Origin of the sequence: Lentzea roselyniae (assembly GCF_039537795.1) — a bacterium.
Classification (GTDB): domain Bacteria; phylum Actinomycetota; class Actinomycetes; order Mycobacteriales; family Pseudonocardiaceae; genus Lentzea; species Lentzea atacamensis.
Map to the genome: position 1 here is coordinate 191457 of NZ_BAABBE010000013.1, position 17315 is coordinate 208771.

Here is a 17315-nt window from a genome sequence, read left to right on the forward strand (position 1 = left end):
AGAGATGCGCATTAACGGTGCCATAGGGTTCGAGCTTGTTCACCCGTCCGTGTGACGGCTGACGTGCATTTATGTTGTGATCTTGCGGTAAGGTCGAACACGTGAGCGAACCGAACATCCGCCTTCTGTCCACCGACGAACTGCTGAGTGCGGTCGTCGGAGACGTGGTGGAAATTCGCGTTCTCGAGAATGTGATGATGCAGAAGATCGCCGAGTTGGAGCGGCGTGGTGCCGCGGCTGAACTCGGGTACAAGAATGTGGCGCAGGTGCTGCGTCACGCGGTGCGGTGGGACCTGAAGACGGCGCGGCAGTGGGTCGCGCGCGCCGCGCTGCTCGCTCGTGAGATCACGCCCACCGGCGCGGTGCTGGAGCCGGAGCTGCCGGTCACCGCTGCCGCGACGGCGGACGGTGAGCTGTCAGGTGAGCACATCTCGGTGGTCGCCGAGGTGATGAAGGACCTGCCGCCCGAAGCCGAGGCACCGGTCGTGGAGTTCGCGCGGGAGCACGAGCCCAGCGCGGTGCGCTCGTTCGGCAAGGAGCTGGCCTACAAGCTGTATCAGGACGACCCGGAGCCGCGCGAAGCCGAGCCGGAACCGCCGGTCAACCGGCTGCGGACGCAGTGGAAGGGCGAGCAGCTGGAGGTGTGGGCCAAGCTGGACAAGATCAGCGGCGCCAAGTTCGAGGCGATGATCGACCCGCTGGCCAAGCCCCGCCCCATCACGCCGGAAGAAGGCCCGGACCCGCGCTCGCGTGCCGAGCGCGAGGGCGACGCCTTCGCCGACCTGATCGACCTGATGCTGCGCGCCGACCGCTTGCCGGAGCACGGCGGCGAGCCGGTCACGCTGACGCTGACGATGAGCTACGACGACCTGGTCGAGAAGGCCGGCCTGGCGATGCTGGACACCCGCGAGCGCATCCCCGCCGCCCTGGTCCGCCGCCTGGCCTGCAACGCGGGAGTCATCCCGGTGGTGCTGGGCGGCCGGTCCGAGCCGATGAACGTGGGCCGCAAAGCCCGCACCTTCACCGCCGGAATCCGCCGCCTCCTGGTGGCGAGAGACAGAGGCTGCGCCTTCCCGGGCTGCCACCGCCCGCCGAAGCACTGCGACGCCCACCACATCAGATTCTGGTCCGAGGGCGGCGAGACCTCGGTGGACAACGCGGTCCTGCTGTGCCGCCACCACCACACGTTGATCCACCAAAGCGAATGGGAGGTGAAGCTCCTCAACGGCATACCGGTGTTCATCCCACCCGCGTGGCTCGATCCGGACCGCAGACCGAGAACCAACACCACACACCGCGACAGCGGGCGGGTCGCCGCCTAGCCCTCGCGAGCACCCGTTTTCACCCGAACGAGCCGGTTCGTGGAGGAAGTCAATGCCTACCGTCGGACGAATGACCGCGATCACCTCCACCGCCTACAGCCGCGACCTGGGCGACGAGCTTCGCCGGCTCCGCGAGAAGCACACGAGGCTCACCGGCTTCGCGTTCGCCGAGCAACTCGGCTGGGACCCGAGCAAGGTCTCCAACATCGAGAACGGCAAGGCGCGTGCGAGCGAGATCGACCTCGTGCAGTACCTGATGACCTGCGGCCGCGACAGCAACTACTTCGAAGCCTTCCGCGACCGCTACCGCTACGCCTTCGACCCGTACGTGGTGCTGGGGTGTTCGCACACGAGGGAGGCGCCATCAAGGGCAGCCGGGAGTTCTTCAAGTGGTTGGATGCCCTCGCATTGGATGAGGGACAATCACGGAGCATGCTGGCGAGCTACGTCAGCGGCCTCCGAAAGGACTCCCATGAGCCACAAGCGGAGCCAGGACGCTCTCGTGCGTGACTCGAAGGCCACTGGCAGTGACGCCCTGGTCTTCTCGATTCAGGCGTGGCGGGCGTTCGTGGCGAGCGTCGCCTGATCGGCCCAGCAAAACTTCTTCTGGCGTTCACCGTGTGAGCTGCGCCGCTCGTCGCGCGTCCGGACGTTTCGTCACCGTAAACGCGTTATCCTCGGTACTCGCGAGACCCGAGGAGCGTGGGGTTGAGTCAAGACACCGAACCCGCTGCGACGGTTGTTCAACCGTCGGCTACCCGGCGCGTGCGCGCCCGCCTCGCGCGGCGCATCACCGCCCAACGTGCGGCCCCGGTGAAGCAGGTCCTCGAACCTCTCGCCGCCGTGCACCGTGACCTCCATCCCAAGGCCGATCTGGCGCTTCTGCAGCACGCATATGACGTCGCCGAGGAGAAGCACCGCCCGCAGCGCCGCAAGTCCGGCGACCCGTACATCACCCACCCGCTCGCCGTGGCGACGATCCTCGCCGAGCTGGGCATGGACACCACGACGCTGGTGGCCGCGCTGCTGCACGACACCGTGGAAGACACCGATTACTCGCTCAACCAGCTGAAAGAGGACTTCGGCGAAGAGGTTGCACGCCTCGTCGACGGTGTCACGAAGCTGGACAAGGTCAAGCTGGGGGCAGCGGCCGAGGCTGAGACCATTCGCAAGATGGTCATCGCGATGGCGAAGGACCCTCGGGTTCTGGTCATCAAGCTCGCCGACCGGCTGCACAACATGCGCACCATGCGGTTCCTGCCGCCGGAGAAGCAGGCCCGCAAGGCCCGTGAAACGCTCGAAGTGCTCGCGCCGCTCGCCCACCGGCTGGGCATGGCGACCGTCAAGTGGGAGCTGGAGGATCTCGCGTTCGCGATCCTGCAGCCGAAGAAGTACGACGAGATCGTGCGGCTGGTCGCCAAGCGCGCGCCCAGTCGCGACACGTACCTGCGGACCGTCGTCGACGAGCTGAACGCCCAGCTGGAGGGTGCGCGGATCGTCGCGAAGGTCGAGGGCCGGCCGAAGCACTACTACTCGATCAACCAGAAGATGATCGTCAGGGGCCGGGACTTCGACGACATCCACGACCTCGTGGGTGTGCGGATCCTGGTCGACGAGGTGCGTGACTGCTACGCCGCCATGGGTGTGGTTCATGCGGCCTGGCAGCCCATGCCCGGACGGTTCAAGGACTACATCGCGCAGCCGCGGTTCGGCGTGTACCAGTCGCTGCACACGACCGTGATCGGGCCGGACGGCAAGCCTCTCGAGGTGCAGATCCGCACGCACGAGATGCACCAGCGGGCCGAGTACGGCATCGCGGCGCACTGGCGCTACAAGGAGACCAAGGGCACGCACAACGGCAAGTCGGTCGAGATCGACGAGATGGCGTGGATGCGTCAGCTCCTCGACTGGCAGCGGGAAGCCGCGGACCCCGGTGAGTTCCTCGAAGGGCTGCGCTGGGACCTCGCCGCGCGCGAGATCTTCGTGTTCACGCCGAAGGGGGACGTGCAGACGTTACCGACGGGCTCCACACCGGTCGACTTCGCCTACGCCGTCCACACCGAGGTGGGGCACCGCTGCATCGGCGCCCGCGTGAACGGTCGCCTGGTCGCTCTCGAACGCAAGCTCGAGAACGGTGAGGTCGTCGAGATCTTCACCTCCAAGGCGGAGGGTGCGGGCCCGTCCCGCGACTGGCTGAGCTTCGTCGCGTCACCGCGCGCCAAGGCGAAGATCAAGCAGTGGTTCGCCAAGGAGCGCAAGGAAGAGGCGATCGAGCAGGGCAAGGACGCGATCACCAAGGAGGTCCGGCGCGTCGGGCTGCCGATCCAGCGTCTGGTCAGCGTCGACTCGATGCAGGCCCTGGCGAAGGAACTGCACTACCCGGACATGAGCGCGCTGTACGCGGCGGTCGGCGAGGGTCACACCTCGGCCCGTCACGTCGTGCAGCGGCTCGTCGCGCAGCTCGGCGGTGTCGAACACGCCGAGGAGGAACTGGCCGACCGCGCCACCCCGTCCACGGTCACCCGGCGCCGCCCCACCGGCGACGCGGGTGTGATCGTCAAGGACGCGGGCGACGTGTGGGTGAAGCTCGCCCGCTGCTGCACCCCGGTGCCGGGCGACGACATCCTCGGCTTCGTCACCAGGGGCGGCGGTGTGTCCGTGCACCGCACCGACTGCACGAACGCCGATGAGCTGCTGAAGTCGCCGGAGCGGCTGCTCGACGTCGAGTGGGCGCCGTCGGCGTCCAGCGTCTTCCTGGTCGCGATCCAGGTGGAGGCGCTCGACCGGCACCGGCTGCTGTCGGACGTCACGAAGGTGCTCGCCGACGAGCGCGTGAACATCCTGTCGGCGTCGGTGACGACGTCACGCGACAGGGTGGCCGTCAGCCGGTTCTCGTTCGAGATGGGCGACCCGAAGCACCTCGGGCACGTGCTGAAGGCCGTGCGGAGCGTTGAGGGCGTCTACGACGTCTACCGCGTGACGTCGGCCTCGTAGCGCACAAACGGAGCCCCCGGCCTGAGGAAGGCCGGGGGCTCCGCGCGTGGTGCAGTTAGTTGGCGACGGCCGCGGACTTGATGTCGACCGGGGTCTTCGGCTTGCCGTCACCCTGGCCGGGCGACTGCGAGATCGTGCCGGTCTTCGCGACCTCGTCGATCTTCTTCAGCGACTCCTCGTCGACCGTGCCGAAGACGTTGTACTTCGGCTGCAGGTTCGCGCCGTCGCCGTAGACGATGAAGAACTGCGAGCCGTTGGTGTCGGGGCCCGAGTTGGCCATGGCCAGCACGCCGCGGCCGTAGGTGAGCTCCGGGTAGACCTCGTCCTTGAACGAGTAGCCGGGGCCGCCCATGCCGTTGCCGCCGGGGTCGCCGCACTGCAGGACCTGGATGCCGGTCACCACGAGGCGGTGGCAGGTCGTGTTGTCGAAGTACTTCTGCTGCGCCAGGTTCACGAAGTTGTTGACCGTGCACGGCGCGAGCGAGCGGTCGAGGTTGAACTTCAGGTCCCCGATCGAGGTGCCCAGCGTGACCGCGACGGTGCCGGTGGTGGGCTGCTCGCCGTTCGCGGGCGGCGTGTTCTCCTTGGCCGCCGGCTCCTGGCCCTTCGTGTATTCACAATTCACCTTTTCCGGCAGCGCCTGCGGGCGCTTCGGAATCTGGTGCATCGCGGTGGGGATCTTCTCCGCCTTGTCCACCGACTCCTGCTGAGGAGTCTCCGACGCGGAGGCGTCACCGTTGCCGAAGTCGTGAGTCGCGAGGAACCACACACCACCTCCGACGAGCGCAACGACGACGACCGTCGAGACGACGGCGATGATGCGACGCTTCTTGGCCCGCTCCTGGCGGTAGACCATCTGACGCTCAAGCTTGCGCTTGGCTGCCGCGCGTCGCTGCTCGTTGGTGGGCACGTGCTCCCTCCCCAGGGACTCATGCGAATAGGGCGGACGGCTGGGGAGTCTAGGGCCTGCGCATATGACCTTTGTGTAGTGGTTAGGCTGATGGTCTACGAGGAGGTCATTTCTGTGCTCGTGATCGGGTTCCCCACTGGTGCTCTCCAGGCGAACTGCTTCGTCCTGGCGGCCGGTGAGGGCGAGCCCTGCGTGATCATCGATCCCGGTCAGGACGCGGTCGAGCCGATCGAGCAGGCCCTGCGCAAGCACCGGCTCGCGCCCGTCGCCGTGCTGCTCACGCACGGGCACTTCGACCACACGTTCTCCGTCACCCCGGTCTGCGACGGCAACGACATCCCCGCGTACATCCACCCGGACGACGTCGAGATGCTCGCCGACCCGCTCAAGGGCATCAGCCGCGAGTCGGCCGCCTTCTTCGGGGGCAACCTCGAGATGCGCGAGCCGGGCGAGGTGCGCGAGCTGAAGGACGGCACCGACCTCGACCTCGCGGGCCTCAAGATCACCGTCGACCACACGCCGGGCCATACCGGCGGGTCGGTGATGTTCCGCTCCGGCGTGCAGGAAGGGGGTCGCCTGGTGATCTCGGGTGACACGCTCTTCGCCGGTTCCATCGGACGCACCGACCTGCCAGGTGGTGACCACTCGCGCATGCTGTCGTCTCTGCAGAACAAGGTGCTGACCTTGCCCGACGACACGGTGGTGCTGCCCGGCCACGGCCCGACGACGACCATAGGCCGCGAGCGTGCGACGAACCCTTACCTCCTGCAGCTGCAGGACGCTCCGGCCGCACCGCACCGAGGACTCTGAGAAACGTGTTTTCCGCTCCCAAAGGCGTTCCCGACTACATCCCGCCGACGTCCGCGGCGTTCGTGCACGTTCGGTCAACTCTGACCCGTGCCGCCGAGCTCGCGGGCTACGGCTACATCGAGCTGCCGGTCTTCGAGGACACGGCGCTGTTCTCGCGCGGTGTCGGCGAGTCGACCGACGTCGTGACGAAGGAGATGTACAGCTTCCTCGACCGCGGCGACCGGTCCATCACGCTGCGCCCCGAGGGCACCGCGGGCGTGATGCGGGCCGTGATCGAGCACAGCCTCGACCGCGGCCAGCTGCCGGTGAAGCTCTACTACGCGGGCCAGTTCTTCCGTGCCGAGGCTCCGCAGGCCGGCCGGTACCGGCAGTTCCACCAGGTCGGCATCGAGGCGATCGGTGTCGACGACCCCGCGCTCGACGCCGAGGTCATCGCCGTCGGTGACGCCGGGTTCCGCGCGCTGGGCCTCACCGGCTACCGGCTGGAGCTCACGTCGCTGGGCGACGCGAACTGCCGCCCCGCGTACCGCGAGCTGCTGCAGGCGTTCCTCGCGAAGCTGCCGCTGGACGACGCGACCCGTCAGCGCGCCCAGCTGAACCCGCTGCGCGTGCTCGACGACAAGCGGCCCGAGGTGCGCGCTCTCGTCGCCGACGCACCGCTGATGGTGGATCACCTGTGCGACGAGTGCCGGGCGCACTACGAGCTCGTCAAGGGGTACCTGACGGAGCTGGGCGTGAAGTTCGTCGAGAACCCGCGCATGGTCCGCGGGCTCGACTACTACACGAAGACGACGTTCGAGTTCGTCCACGACGGCCTGGGCGCGCAGTCGGGCATCGGCGGCGGTGGCCGCTACGACGGCCTGATGGCGCAGCTCGGCGGCCAGGAGCTGTCCGGCGTCGGGTTCGGCCTGGGCGTCGACCGGGCGCTGCTGGCCGCGCAGGCCGAGGGCGTGCTGCCGGAGTTCAGCCGTGTCGACGTGATCGGCGTGCCGCTGGGCGAGGCCGCGCGGGCCCGGCTGGTGGCGATCGCGGGCGAGCTGCGCGCGGCCGGTGTGCGGACGGACCTCGTGTACGGCGGCAAGTCGATGAAGGCGGGCTTCAAGGTCGCCGACAGGTCCGGCGCGAAGCTCGCCCTCGTGCTCGGCGAGCGCGACCTGGAGACCGGCAGCATCGGCGTGAAGACGCTCGCGACGGGCGAGCAGGTGACCGTGTCGTTGACCGACGTGGTCGAGGCGGTGCGGAAGGCGCTGTGAGCCCAGAAGACAAGAGCACAGGCGACAAGCTCTCACTCGACCTGCTGGACAAGGTGACGGTCCGCAAGCGGGCGCGCATGGTGGCGATCGGTGGCCTGATGGTCGCTCTCGCCTTCGGCGCGATCGTGGGGTTCATCGGCGGTCGCTGGGCCGGCATCATCGCCGCGCTGATCGTGGTGCTGCCGGTCGTGCTGCTGGCGATGTCCGAGGCTCGCCGCACGGTGTGGCTCGAGGGCACGCGCGTCAACGTGCGTGCCTTCGGCACGCGGACCGTGGACCTGGCCACCGCGGACTCGCTGGACCTGCTGGTCACCGATCTGCGCGGCGCCAGGACCGTCGGCCTGTTCGTTCGTGGCAACAAGAAGGCGATCAACATCGCGCTGTCGATGTACTCGGGTGTCGGTGGCCGTGAGCTGGGCATCTACCAGCTGCGCCGGCTCGCGGACGCGCTGGCGGCCCGTGGTGACACGCCTGGGCTCGTGTTCTCGGAGCTGCTCGTGGCCCAGCTGCGGGCCGAGGCGCGCGGGCTGGCCGCCCCTGAGCGTCCGCTGTACCGGCTGGGCTCGCTGGCGCCTACCGGCCGGATGGCGCAAAAGCTCCATCCGGACGCGGTCTCGAAGTTCGTGACCTCGCTGGACTGAGCTGGTCTAGGTGCCCCAGAGGCCGGAGGGCGGCGCGGGAGAGAGGATCGCGGTCTCGTCGGTGGTGACCGGCGCGCCACCGATGAACTTCGTCAGCCCCGTGCCGTGCTCGACCCGGCCTGGGAACGGATCTCCGGCCGTGGCCCGCGTCAGCTGCTGCATCGGCAGACCGGTGTGCGACGCGAGGATCACGAAGTTGCCGAACCTGCGTCCCCGGAACACACCCGGCTCGGCGAGCACACAGACGTGTTCGAACACCGCGCGCACGGTCGCGCACTGGGCGCGGGCGAACTGCAGGCCGTTGCCGTCGCCGATGTTCGCCGCGTAGATCCCGTCCTCGACGAGCGCCGCGGACGCCTGCCGCACGTACTCGACCGAGGTCAGGTGCGCGGGCGTGCGGGCGCCGGCGAAGCAGTCGCTCACGATCAGGTCGAACGAGCCGGGGCGCGCCTTCACGAGCACGGCCCGCGCGTCACCGGTGGTGATCTTCACCCGCGGGGGCGGCGGGAGCTCGCGGCGGACGAACGCGATCAGCCCCGCGTCGATCTCGGCCACCTGCTGAGACGCACGGGGCAGCAGGTCCGCCACGTAGCGCGCTAGCGTGAGAGCGCCACCACCGAGGTGGAGAACACGCGAGGGTGCGGTGAGATCGACGATGTGACCCAGCCTGCGGACGTACTCGAACTCGAGATAGGTCGGGTCGTCCAGGTCCACATGCGACTGTGGGGTTCCGTTGACCCGCAACGTCCACGAGTTGCGTCCACCCAGATCGGGGACCAGCTCTGCAACACCTGAGTCGATCGACTCGGTGATCGCCTCTGTGTCGGGCCGCTGTCTTCCCACTGCTCTATTGTCTCATCGGGCGTGTCAGTCCAGAGGAGGACCTAAGTGCAGGTTATCGCCAACATCTTGCTCGCCCTCGTGGCGTTGATTCACCTCTACATCGTGGTGCTGGAGATGTTCCTCTGGACGACTCCGCGCGGGCAGAAGGCGTTCAACCTCACGCCGGAGTTCGCCGAGCAGACCAAGACTCTCGCCGCGAACCAGGGCCTCTACAACGGCTTCCTCGCCGCCGGTCTGATCTACGCGCTGGTCCGTCAGGACTTCGGCGCTTCGGTGCTCTTCTCGGTGTTCGTGATCGTCGCCGGCGTCTACGGCACGTTCACGGCGAGCCGGAAGATCTTCTTCGTGCAGGTGGTGCCTGGCGCTCTGGCGCTGCTCTTCGTGCTGCTGGCCGGGTAGCGGGTCGTTCCCACGGTCCCTTGTCGGGGTCGTAGCCGATGTAGAGGTCGCCCTCGATCCTCGAGCGCCGCGGCGGTTCGGGCTTCGCACGCTTCACGGTCTTGGTCTCGGGCTCCGGCTCGGGCTCCGGGGGTTCTGCGACGGGGGTGACCTCCTGGCGCACGGCGACGAGCGCGGCCAGTGCGGTCGTGACCGGGATCGCCGCGACCAGGCCGATGCTGCCGACCAGCGTGCGCACGATCTCCTGCGCGATCTGCTGCGCGGTCAGGATCTCGCCCATCGACCGTCCGGCCAGCGAGATCGCCAGCAGCAACGGCAGCGCGGCACCCGCATACGCCATCACGAGGGTGTTCACCACGGACGACATGTGGTCGCGCCCGATCCGCGACCCGGCCGCGAACAGCTCGCGCCACGTCAGCTTGTCGTTGGCGCGCCGCAGCTCCCACACCGCGCTGGTCTGCGTGACGGTGACGTCGTCGAGCACACCCAGCGCACCGATGAGCGTGCCCGCGAGCAACAGCCCGCGCGTGTCGATGTCGGTGCCGAGCACCGTGACGAGGTTGATCGTGTCCTCGTCGAGCCCGGTCAGCGATGCCACCGCGGAGAACAGCGCGCCCAGCACGCCGATCAGCGCGAGGCTGACCAGCGTTCCCAGCACCGCCGTCGAGGTTCTGGCGGACACGCCGTGCGTCAGGTACAGCACCACGAACATGATCAGTCCGGCGCCGACCACCGCCACCATCAGCGGGTTCTCGCCCGCCAGGATCGACGGCATGATGAACAGCACCAGCACCACGAAACTCAGCAGCAACGCGCCCAGTGCCGCGAGGCCCTGCCATCGTCCGAGCAGGAGCACGGCCGCCGCGAAGAGCACCGCGAGCACGACGAGCGACCAGCCGCGCTGGAAGTCGACGATCTGGTACGACTCCGCGGCCTGCGGCTGACTGCCCGAATAGGACAGCACCACCTCGTCGCCGACCTGGAAGCGCGGTGCTCCCGGCCCGCGCACGCTCGGGATCGTGATGCTCTGCCCGTTCGCGTCGCCGTCGGTCATCCGGACGGTCACCGCGACGCACTTCTCGCCGCAGTTCTCCTGCACGCCGGTGACGACCGCAGTGACCGGCTTCTGGTGCAACCCGACGTCCGCGCCGGTCTTCTGCTCGTGCCCGAACGGGTACAGCAGCACCGCGCCGACGATCGTGGCCAGTGCCAACGGCACCAGCAGCCACATCAGCAACGTGCGCACACGCTGCGACGCCGGTTCCTGCTCCAGCGCATGGCTATGCCCGTGACCGTGACCCACGCGTGACATCCTGCCTCATGAGGTGTTCGACGGCTGTGACGGCCGTGGCGAACCTGTCCTCGGTGAGCTTCAGCCACGGCACGCCGCGTGCGGTCAGCTCGCGTTCGAACAGACCTGTCATCCACTCCCGCAGGTGTTCGCCGTCACGCCAGCCGTCCTGTTCGAACGGAACGCCGGCGTGGTCGGTCAGCAGGTAGAGGTCCGGTGCCGTGCCGAGGAAGAGGTTTGGGCGGAAACCGAGGTAGCGCTCTCCCCAGACCGTCGCGGCGAACGCGTCGTTGTCCGCGATGACCAGCGGTGCGGTCCTGGACTGAATGCGGCGTTCCTGTTCGCGTGCCACGTCCTCGAAGTCGCCGAGGGTCCACACCAGACCGTCCACAGTGGCGTTCGTGTCGAACGCTCGTGCCGCCGCGAGCTTGTGCTCGGTGTGTTCGCGGCCGTACTCGGGGATCCAGGGTGCCCCGAAGTGGTTCGCGAGCTGTGTGGACAGTGTCGTCGTGCCGGTGCTCTCGGCGCCGACGACGACCTTCCACCCGAGCCCGCGCTGCGTGGCGGGTGCGAGGTGGTGCCAGTTCGCGACGGGGTCGGTCCGCACCGCCGTTCCGGAGACCGGGTGCGTGACGCGGTCGAGGTCGACGGGCACGTGCTGCGCGCCCAGCCGCCGCGCCAGCTCGTCGCCGTACTTCTCGCTGGAGAACACGACGTCGACGCCTGCCTTGCCCGGCTCGCCGTCCGCGATCGCGCGCCGGGCCAGCACCGCCTTGGTGAGCTCGGTGTGCAGGCTCCAGACCTCGTCGGAGTCGAAGTCCATCGGGTGGTCGTCGAGGTCGCCGATGATCCGCACGCCGGGGGTGGTCGCGTGGGTCTCGGTCAGCCAGCGCACCCGGTGTTCGAGGGGGATCTTCTCCGCGGAGGCCGCGAGGACCGTGACGGTCGTGCGTTCGCTGCGCGCGGCCGCCGTCTCGATCAGGTGGTGGTGCCCGTTGTGCGGTGGGTAGAACTTGCCGAGCACCAGCGCGTGGCCGAACTCCTTCATACGCGCACCACGTCCTTGGTCCAGCTGCGCAGCCCGATCACGCACAGCACCATGAACCCCACGTACAACACTGCTGTCAGATACAGCTCCTTGTACGCGTAGAGCGGCACGTAGATCACGTCCGCCGCGATCCACAGCCACCAGCACTCGACCTTCTTGCGGGCCTGCCCCCACGTCGCGAGCAGTGACAACACCGTCGTGATCGCGTCCCAGAAGGGCACGGTCGACTCGGTGAAGGTGATGAGGATCCAGTGCAGCAAAGCGGTTCCGAGCACGCCGGCGACCGCGAGCCAGATCCACTGCTGCGTCGTCGTGCGGCTGACGTGCAGCGTGCTGTGCTGCTCGCCGCCGCGCAGCCACGCCCACCAGCCGTAGAGCGCGAGCGCGATGTAGACGAGCTGCAGCCCGGAGTCCGCGTACAGCCCGGCGCCCCAGAACAGCACGAGGAACGCGATGTTGTTGGCGATCCCGATGGGCCAGTTCCACGGGTTCTGGCGGGCGACCAGCCACACGCACAGTGCGCCGGTGATGAAGCCTGCTACCTCAACGGGTGACACGTACGCTCCTTGACCGCTGTTCGAACATGTGTTCGAATCGAGGGTGTGCGATGGGACGGACAGAAACTCGAGGCAGAGCCGCAGCAGGCACTACCGGGGCTACCGGGACTGGTGCGCAGCGTACGAACTCCTGAGTTCGCGGACGTGGTGTTCCACGAGGTCCGCGCCAAATCCGTGCTCAACGGAGTACCGGGGTCGTCGCTGCCCTTCTCGTGGACGGTGAACCCGTATCGGGGCTGCTCACACGCCTGCACCTACTGCCTGGCCGGTGACACCCCGATCCTCATGGCCGACGGGCGAACCAAGCCGTTGTCGTCGTTGCGGACCGGCGACCAGATCTACGGCACCGAGCTCGTCGGCAACTACCGGCGCTACAAGCTCACGACGGTTCTCGCGCACTGGGAGACGCGCAAGACCGCCTACCGGTTGACGCTGGAGGACGGGACCTCGCTGGTCGCCTCCGGTGACCACCGCTTCCTGACCGACCGCGGCTGGAAGCACGTGACCGGCGAAACCGCGGGCACGGGCCGCCGCCCGCACCTCACGACCGGCAACAAGCTGATGGGCACGGGGGCTTTCGTCGAGCAGCCGACCGTGACCGACGACTACCGCCGCGGCTACCTGCGGGGCATGGTCGATGACGAGAACGAGTTCCGGATTCCGTTGGCCGACATAGAGGCCATGGACCGCACACGGGAGTATCTCGACTACTTCGGTGTGCGAGAAGGGAGGGGATTTCTGCACCAAGTGCGCGAGCTCGCGCACTGGCAGATAGCCCCGAACCCGGACTGGCTCAAGGGATTCCTGGCCGGTGCCTTCGACTACCTCGGGACCTGCTCGCGCAGCATCCTGCGCATGTCGACGCGCAACGCCACCGTCGTCGAAGCGATCTCCTTGGCACTCAAGCACTTCCACTTCGACTTCGCGATCGAGGAACTGCGCCGCCGTCGTGGCGTGCGGGTCGTGCGTCTGCGCGGCGGGCTGCGGGAGAACCTGCGCTTCTTCCACACCGTCGACCCGGCGATCACGCGCAAGCGCGACATCGACGGCGTGGCGATCAAGTCGCAGCAGCCGCTCGGCGTCGTCTCCGTGGAGCCGCTTGAGGAAATGACGCTGTTCGACATCACGACGGGCACCGGTGACTTCATCGCGAACGGCGTGGTGTCGCACAACTGCTTCGCGCGCAAGACGCATTCGTACCTGGATCTCGACACCGGCCGCGACTTCGACAGCCAGCTCATCGTCAAGGTCAACGCGGGGGAGGTGCTGTCGCGTCAGCTGCGTTCCAAGCGCTGGAAGCAGGAACACGTGGCGCTCGGCACCAACACGGACCCGTACCAGCGGGCGGAGGGGCGGTACGCCTTGATGCCAGGGATCATCGAGGCCCTGACCGCCTCTCGTACCCCGTTCTCGATCCTGACGAAGGGCACGCTGCTGGCCCGCGACCTGCCGCTGCTGTCCGCGGCGGCGCAGGTGGTGCCGGTCGGGATCGCGGTGTCGCTCGCGTTGATGGACCGCGACCTGCACAAGTCGCTGGAGCCGGGAACTCCGACGCCCGCGGCTCGGCTGGACCTGGTGCGAAAGGTGCGGGAAGCCGGCTTGCCGTGCGGTGTCTTCGTGGCGCCCGTGCTGCCCGAGCTGACGGATTCCGTTGAGCAGCTCGACTTTCTGCTGGAGCGGATCGCGGACGCCGGAGCCACCGGCGTGACGGTGCTGCCGTTGCACCTGCGGCCAGGCGCTCGGGAGTGGTTCGCGGCGTGGCTTCGCCGCGAGCACCCGGATCTCGTCGAGACGTACCGGTATCTGTACGGATCTGGATCCTATGTGGACAAGCGGTACCGCGCCCGGCTGACGGCGCGCGTCGTTCCGCTGATCGAGAAGCACGGCCTGGCGCCGCGCGGCCGTTCCACCGACGCCGTCACCGGTGTGCCCGGTGACGACGACGGCGTGTGGCCCGACGGCAGCCTGCCGTCCGGTGTGCCGGCTCAGCGGGTGGACCAGGAACAGCTCACCCTGCTGTGATTTCTTCCAGCTCGGGCTGGGAGAAGTGGAGGACTTCGTAGACACCCTCTTCCCCGGGGTGTTCCTCCCACAGTTCGAAGCGCACGACTTCCCACGTGCGCGGATCCACGCCGACGGCCGCAGAGTGCAGGCCGGGCGTCTTGTCCAGCCCGATCTCCTTCACGACGTCGATCGGGTTCGCCTCCGGTGCGAGCCTCGTGATGGTGCGTGTCGCGTAGCTCGCTTTCGCGGCGTCCCCCTTGAGGAACGCGACCCCCGGCCAGTGCTGGACCACGGGCCTGCCGAAGTCCGCGAGAATCCCCTGGAAGCCGCCGCCGCGGTAGAGGAAGTTCGCCATGCCGGCCGAGGTGTTCCACACGTAGAACGGCGCGTACTGGGTACCGCGGATCAGGTACGCCTTGAAGCCGAGCCCTGCGAAGTCGTCCAGCGCACGACCCCGCGTGCGGACACGTTCGCGGATGATCCCCATGTCGTAGTTCGACGGCAGGGTGATCTCGTACTGCATAGCGATCATGCTTCTGTTGTACCTAAGCCCAGCCGCCCTGGACCATCGTCTGGAACTTCCACTCGTCGCCGACCTTCACGAGCAGGTCGCCGTAGCGCACGGTGTAGCCGTTGATCGTCCCGTCGGTGATCACGAAGACCAGGTTGTCGTTGATGAAGTGCGGCGTCCTGACCGACTCCATCTTCACTTCGCCGCCACCGCCCAGCTGTGCGCCCATCTCCTTGAGGAAGCGCTCCCGGTCCCACGACGTCGCCGAGCCGTCGGTGACCGTGTTGATCGGGAACAGCGCCATGTCGGCCATCTGCTCGACCTCGCCCTTGACCGCGAGCTCGTCCCACTTCGCGAACCACTGCATGACCTCGTCGTACGACATACCGTACATTGTACGGATCTGCGCGCGGTTCCTCGAGGCGGTTTTCTTGTTGGTGGCTACTTGCGCGGGCTGCCGACGATCGCGGTGGCGTCATCGCTGGTCACGACCCTTGCGTTGAGGCCGGCGTCGGTGAACGCGGCCAGGGCGCCAGGGGCTTGGCGGCTGCTCGTTTCGCTCATCAGGTGGCCGCCGGGCTTGAGCCAGTGCGCCGCCTGGACCGCCACCCTGCGCAGGACGTCCAGGCCGTCCGGTCCGCCGTTGAGCGCGACTCGGGACTCGAAGTCGCGGGCTTCGGGTGGCATGAAGCGGATGTCGTCGGTGGGCACGTACGGGACGTTCGCCACCACGACGTCGATGTGTCCTCTTATGTCTTGGGGCAGCGCGTCGAACAGGTCGCCCTCGAAGACGTTCGTGAGGTTCTTGCGTGCGCAGGCCACGGCCGCGGGGTCGATGTCGGCCGCGTAGACGGTCGCCTTCGGGAGCCTGTGTTGCAGGACCGCGCCGATCGCTCCCGATCCGCAGCACAGGTCGACGACCAGCTCGGGGTTCAGGTCGGTCGCCAGGTCGACCAGCAGTTCCGTGCGGTGGCGCGGTACGAACACGCCCTTGGTGATCGTGATTCGCCGGCCGCAGAACTCGGCCCAGCCCACGACGTGTTCGAGCGGTAATCCCTCGACTCGCTGGGTGACGAGTTGTTCGAGGTGTTCTGCGGAGGTGGCGGCTTCTTCGAGCAGGGCGGCTTCTTCTTCGGCGAACACGCAGCCCGCGGCCCTGAGTCGATCGACGGTGCTCATCGTTGCTGGACGCTAGCAGTCACTCCGACGGGTGAAGTTTGTCCTGATCTGCGCCTGAGTGCGTCTGTTGGGTGTCCCGAAACCATGGTCATCTTCCTCCCCGCAGAAGGAAGGGGGCGGGCGGCGGCTGGGCTGGGCTGGGGCTGGGTTCGGCGAAGGGAGGTGAGGAGTGGCATTTACAAGCAGGCTTGACTGTTTGTTTGTGGCCCGGAACACTCGGGGGCGTGGAGACGAGGCAGCGTCAGGCCGACCGCACCCGCGAGACCAAGCGGAAGCTGATGGAGGCGACGGTCGAGTGCCTGGTGGAGCGCGGCTGGTCGGGCACGACGACGACCGAGGTGGCCGAGCGGGCCGGGGTGTCACGGGGTGCGCAGCTGCACCACTTCAGGACGCGCGGCGAACTGGTCGCGGCGGCCGTGGAACACGTGGGCGCGGAGAGCGTCGAGGTGCTCAAGCGGCGAGCGGCGATCACGGACAAGAGCACACACGCCGTGGTGGAGCTGATCGCGGACTTCCACGCCAGCGACCTGTTCACGGCGGCGCTGGAGTTGTGGGTGGCGGCGCGCACGGACCCGGAGCTGCGCGAGCAGGTGCTGGAACTGCAGGCGCGGCTGGGGCGGGAGGTGTACGGCCTGGCGCTGGAGCTGCTCGACGCCGACGAGACCAAGCCGGGCGTGAAGGACGCAGTGCAGGCGACGCTGGACCTCGTGCGCGGGCTGGCGCTGGCCAACCAGCTGGCCGATGACGGCAAGCGCCGCGCGCACGTCGTGCGCTACTGGGCGAGGATGCTGGAGGAACAGCTGTGATCACGGAACTGCTGGCCGACCTGGACGCCGAGTCGCGCGAGCTCGACGATCTCGTCGCCGGCGCGGAGGACTGGTCGCTGCCGACGCCCGCCGAGGGGTGGACGATCGGGCATCAGATCGGCCATCTCATGTGGACGGACAAGGCGGCGATCCTCGCCATCACCGATCCCGAGGCGTTTCAGGCGCAGCCGCTGACCGGGGACATCGTGGACCGGACCGCGGCAGAGGCGGCGGCACTGCCGAACCTGCTGGCGTTGTGGCGCGACAGCCGGGCTGCGTTGCGGGAGCACCTCGCGCGGGCCGAGGGGAAGATCGTGTGGTTCGGGCCGCCGATGAGTCCGGCGTCGATGGCCACCGCGCGGATCATGGAGACGTGGGCGCACGGGCAGGACGTCGCGGACGCGCTCGGTGTCGTGCGGGAACCCACCGCGCGGATTCGGCACGTGTGTCACATCGGGGTGCGGACCATCGGGTTCGCGTTTCTGCTCAACGGGCTGGCCGTGCCTGACGTGGAGGTCCGGGTTGAGCTGACCGGGCCCGGTGGGGAGAGCTGGGTCTGGGGGCCGGAGGGGGCCGCGGACCGGGTTTCCGGGCCGGCGCTGGATTTCGCGTGGCTGGTCACGCAGCGGCGGAGTCGCAAGGAGCTGGCGATCGAAGCCGTGGGCGAGGTTGCCGAGCAGTGGGTGCCGATCGCGCAAGCCTTTGCGGGGCCGCCGGGGGGTGGGCGGTGATCAGGATCGGCAACGC

Annotated in this window: 18 protein-coding genes; 10 read left to right on the forward strand and 8 right to left on the reverse strand. The window is 68.1% G+C overall.

The genetic code is table 11. The annotated features are described in order from the left end of the window. Window positions 1-101: 101 nt before the first annotated feature. The 3 genes from ABFX45_RS24310 (at window position 102) to ABFX45_RS24320 (ending at window position 4316) form a co-directional block, all read left to right on the forward strand. A complete protein-coding gene (locus ABFX45_RS24310) occupies window positions 102-1322 on the forward strand; it encodes an HNH endonuclease signature motif containing protein (protein WP_346132091.1) in 1221 nt (406 codons plus the stop codon). 70 nt (window positions 1323-1392) lie between these two features. Beyond that, window positions 1393-1908: a helix-turn-helix domain-containing protein gene (locus ABFX45_RS24315; protein WP_346132092.1), complete on the forward strand. Its 516-nt coding sequence runs from the start codon at window positions 1393-1395 to the stop codon at window positions 1906-1908. A gap of 122 nt (window positions 1909-2030) precedes the next feature. After that, a complete protein-coding gene (locus ABFX45_RS24320; RefSeq protein WP_407656943.1) occupies window positions 2031-4316 on the forward strand; it encodes a RelA/SpoT family protein in 2286 nt (761 codons plus the stop codon). A gap of 55 nt (window positions 4317-4371) precedes the next feature. Here ABFX45_RS24320 and ABFX45_RS24325 read toward each other — a convergent pair whose 3' ends face one another. Next, window positions 4372-5226, reverse strand: a complete 855-nt coding sequence (locus tag ABFX45_RS24325; protein WP_109637344.1) for a peptidylprolyl isomerase — start codon at window positions 5224-5226, stop codon at window positions 4372-4374. 114 nt (window positions 5227-5340) lie between these two features. On the opposite strand from ABFX45_RS24325, the gene ABFX45_RS24330 reads away from it, so the two are divergent. Genes ABFX45_RS24330 through ABFX45_RS24340 form a run of 3 tightly spaced genes read left to right on the forward strand, consistent with a single transcriptional unit; the run spans window position 5341 to window position 7930 of the window. Beyond that, window positions 5341-6036, forward strand: coding sequence for an MBL fold metallo-hydrolase (locus tag ABFX45_RS24330; RefSeq protein WP_109637945.1), 696 nt, complete (start codon window positions 5341-5343; stop codon window positions 6034-6036). Then, complete coding sequence (gene hisS, locus ABFX45_RS24335; protein WP_346132179.1) at window positions 6033-7289, forward strand: histidine--tRNA ligase; 1257 nt, start codon at window positions 6033-6035, stop codon at window positions 7287-7289. The genes ABFX45_RS24330 and hisS overlap by 4 nt, the downstream gene beginning before the upstream one ends. Further along, window positions 7286-7930 (forward strand): hypothetical protein, encoded by a 645-nt coding sequence (locus ABFX45_RS24340; RefSeq protein ID WP_346132095.1) that lies wholly within the window; start codon window positions 7286-7288, stop codon window positions 7928-7930. The genes hisS and ABFX45_RS24340 overlap by 4 nt, the downstream gene beginning before the upstream one ends. A 6-nt stretch (window positions 7931-7936) precedes the next feature. Here the strand turns inward: ABFX45_RS24340 and ABFX45_RS24345 are convergent, their stop codons facing one another. Continuing rightward, on the reverse strand, window positions 7937-8773 hold the full coding sequence (locus ABFX45_RS24345; protein WP_346132097.1) for a spermidine synthase: 837 nt from the start codon (window positions 8771-8773) through the stop codon (window positions 7937-7939). A 45-nt stretch (window positions 8774-8818) separates the two neighbouring features. Between ABFX45_RS24345 and ABFX45_RS24350 the strand changes: the two genes are divergently transcribed. After that, entirely contained in the window at window positions 8819-9172 is a 354-nt protein-coding gene (locus ABFX45_RS24350; RefSeq protein WP_109637354.1) for a DUF1304 domain-containing protein, read from the forward strand. Here the strand turns inward: ABFX45_RS24350 and ABFX45_RS24355 are convergent. From ABFX45_RS24355 to pnuC, 3 genes are read right to left on the reverse strand one after another with little or no spacing between them, the layout of a single operon-like run. Then, window positions 9093-10418, reverse strand: coding sequence for a YibE/F family protein (locus ABFX45_RS24355; RefSeq protein WP_109637946.1), 1326 nt, complete (start codon window positions 10416-10418; stop codon window positions 9093-9095). The genes ABFX45_RS24350 and ABFX45_RS24355 overlap by 80 nt on opposite strands. Before the next feature lie 34 nt (window positions 10419-10452). After that, on the reverse strand, window positions 10453-11511 hold the full coding sequence (locus ABFX45_RS24360; protein WP_346132100.1) for an AAA family ATPase: 1059 nt from the start codon (window positions 11509-11511) through the stop codon (window positions 10453-10455). Then, entirely contained in the window at window positions 11508-12068 is a 561-nt protein-coding gene (pnuC, locus tag ABFX45_RS24365; protein WP_233442210.1) for a nicotinamide riboside transporter PnuC, read from the reverse strand. The genes ABFX45_RS24360 and pnuC overlap by 4 nt, the downstream gene beginning before the upstream one ends. A 45-nt stretch (window positions 12069-12113) precedes the next feature. Between pnuC and ABFX45_RS24370 the strand changes: the two genes are divergently transcribed. Continuing rightward, on the forward strand, window positions 12114-14090 hold the full coding sequence (locus tag ABFX45_RS24370; RefSeq protein ID WP_346132103.1) for an intein-containing Rv2578c family radical SAM protein: 1977 nt from the start codon (window positions 12114-12116) through the stop codon (window positions 14088-14090). Here the strand turns inward: ABFX45_RS24370 and ABFX45_RS24375 are convergent. The 3 genes from ABFX45_RS24375 to ABFX45_RS24385 are packed head-to-tail and all read right to left on the reverse strand — an operon-like array spanning window position 14077 to window position 15762. Then, a complete protein-coding gene (locus ABFX45_RS24375; RefSeq protein ID WP_346132105.1) occupies window positions 14077-14604 on the reverse strand; it encodes a DUF4865 family protein in 528 nt (175 codons plus the stop codon). The genes ABFX45_RS24370 and ABFX45_RS24375 overlap by 14 nt on opposite strands. 13 nt (window positions 14605-14617) lie before the next feature. Further along, window positions 14618-14968, reverse strand: coding sequence for a nuclear transport factor 2 family protein (locus tag ABFX45_RS24380; protein WP_233439592.1), 351 nt, complete (start codon window positions 14966-14968; stop codon window positions 14618-14620). Window positions 14969-15024: 56 nt separating this feature from the next. Further along, window positions 15025-15762: a putative protein N(5)-glutamine methyltransferase gene (locus ABFX45_RS24385; RefSeq protein ID WP_346132107.1), complete on the reverse strand. Its 738-nt coding sequence runs from the start codon at window positions 15760-15762 to the stop codon at window positions 15025-15027. Between the two features lie 278 nt (window positions 15763-16040). Between ABFX45_RS24385 and ABFX45_RS24390 the strand changes: the two genes are divergently transcribed. Both ABFX45_RS24390 and ABFX45_RS24395 read left to right on the forward strand, forming a co-directional pair. Beyond that, on the forward strand, window positions 16041-16568 hold the full coding sequence (locus ABFX45_RS24390) for a TetR/AcrR family transcriptional regulator (RefSeq protein ID WP_109637947.1): 528 nt from the start codon (window positions 16041-16043) through the stop codon (window positions 16566-16568). Further along, window positions 16565-17299, forward strand: a complete 735-nt coding sequence (locus ABFX45_RS24395) for a TIGR03084 family metal-binding protein (protein ID WP_346132110.1) — start codon at window positions 16565-16567, stop codon at window positions 17297-17299. The genes ABFX45_RS24390 and ABFX45_RS24395 overlap by 4 nt, the downstream gene beginning before the upstream one ends. Window positions 17300-17315 lie beyond the last annotated feature (16 nt).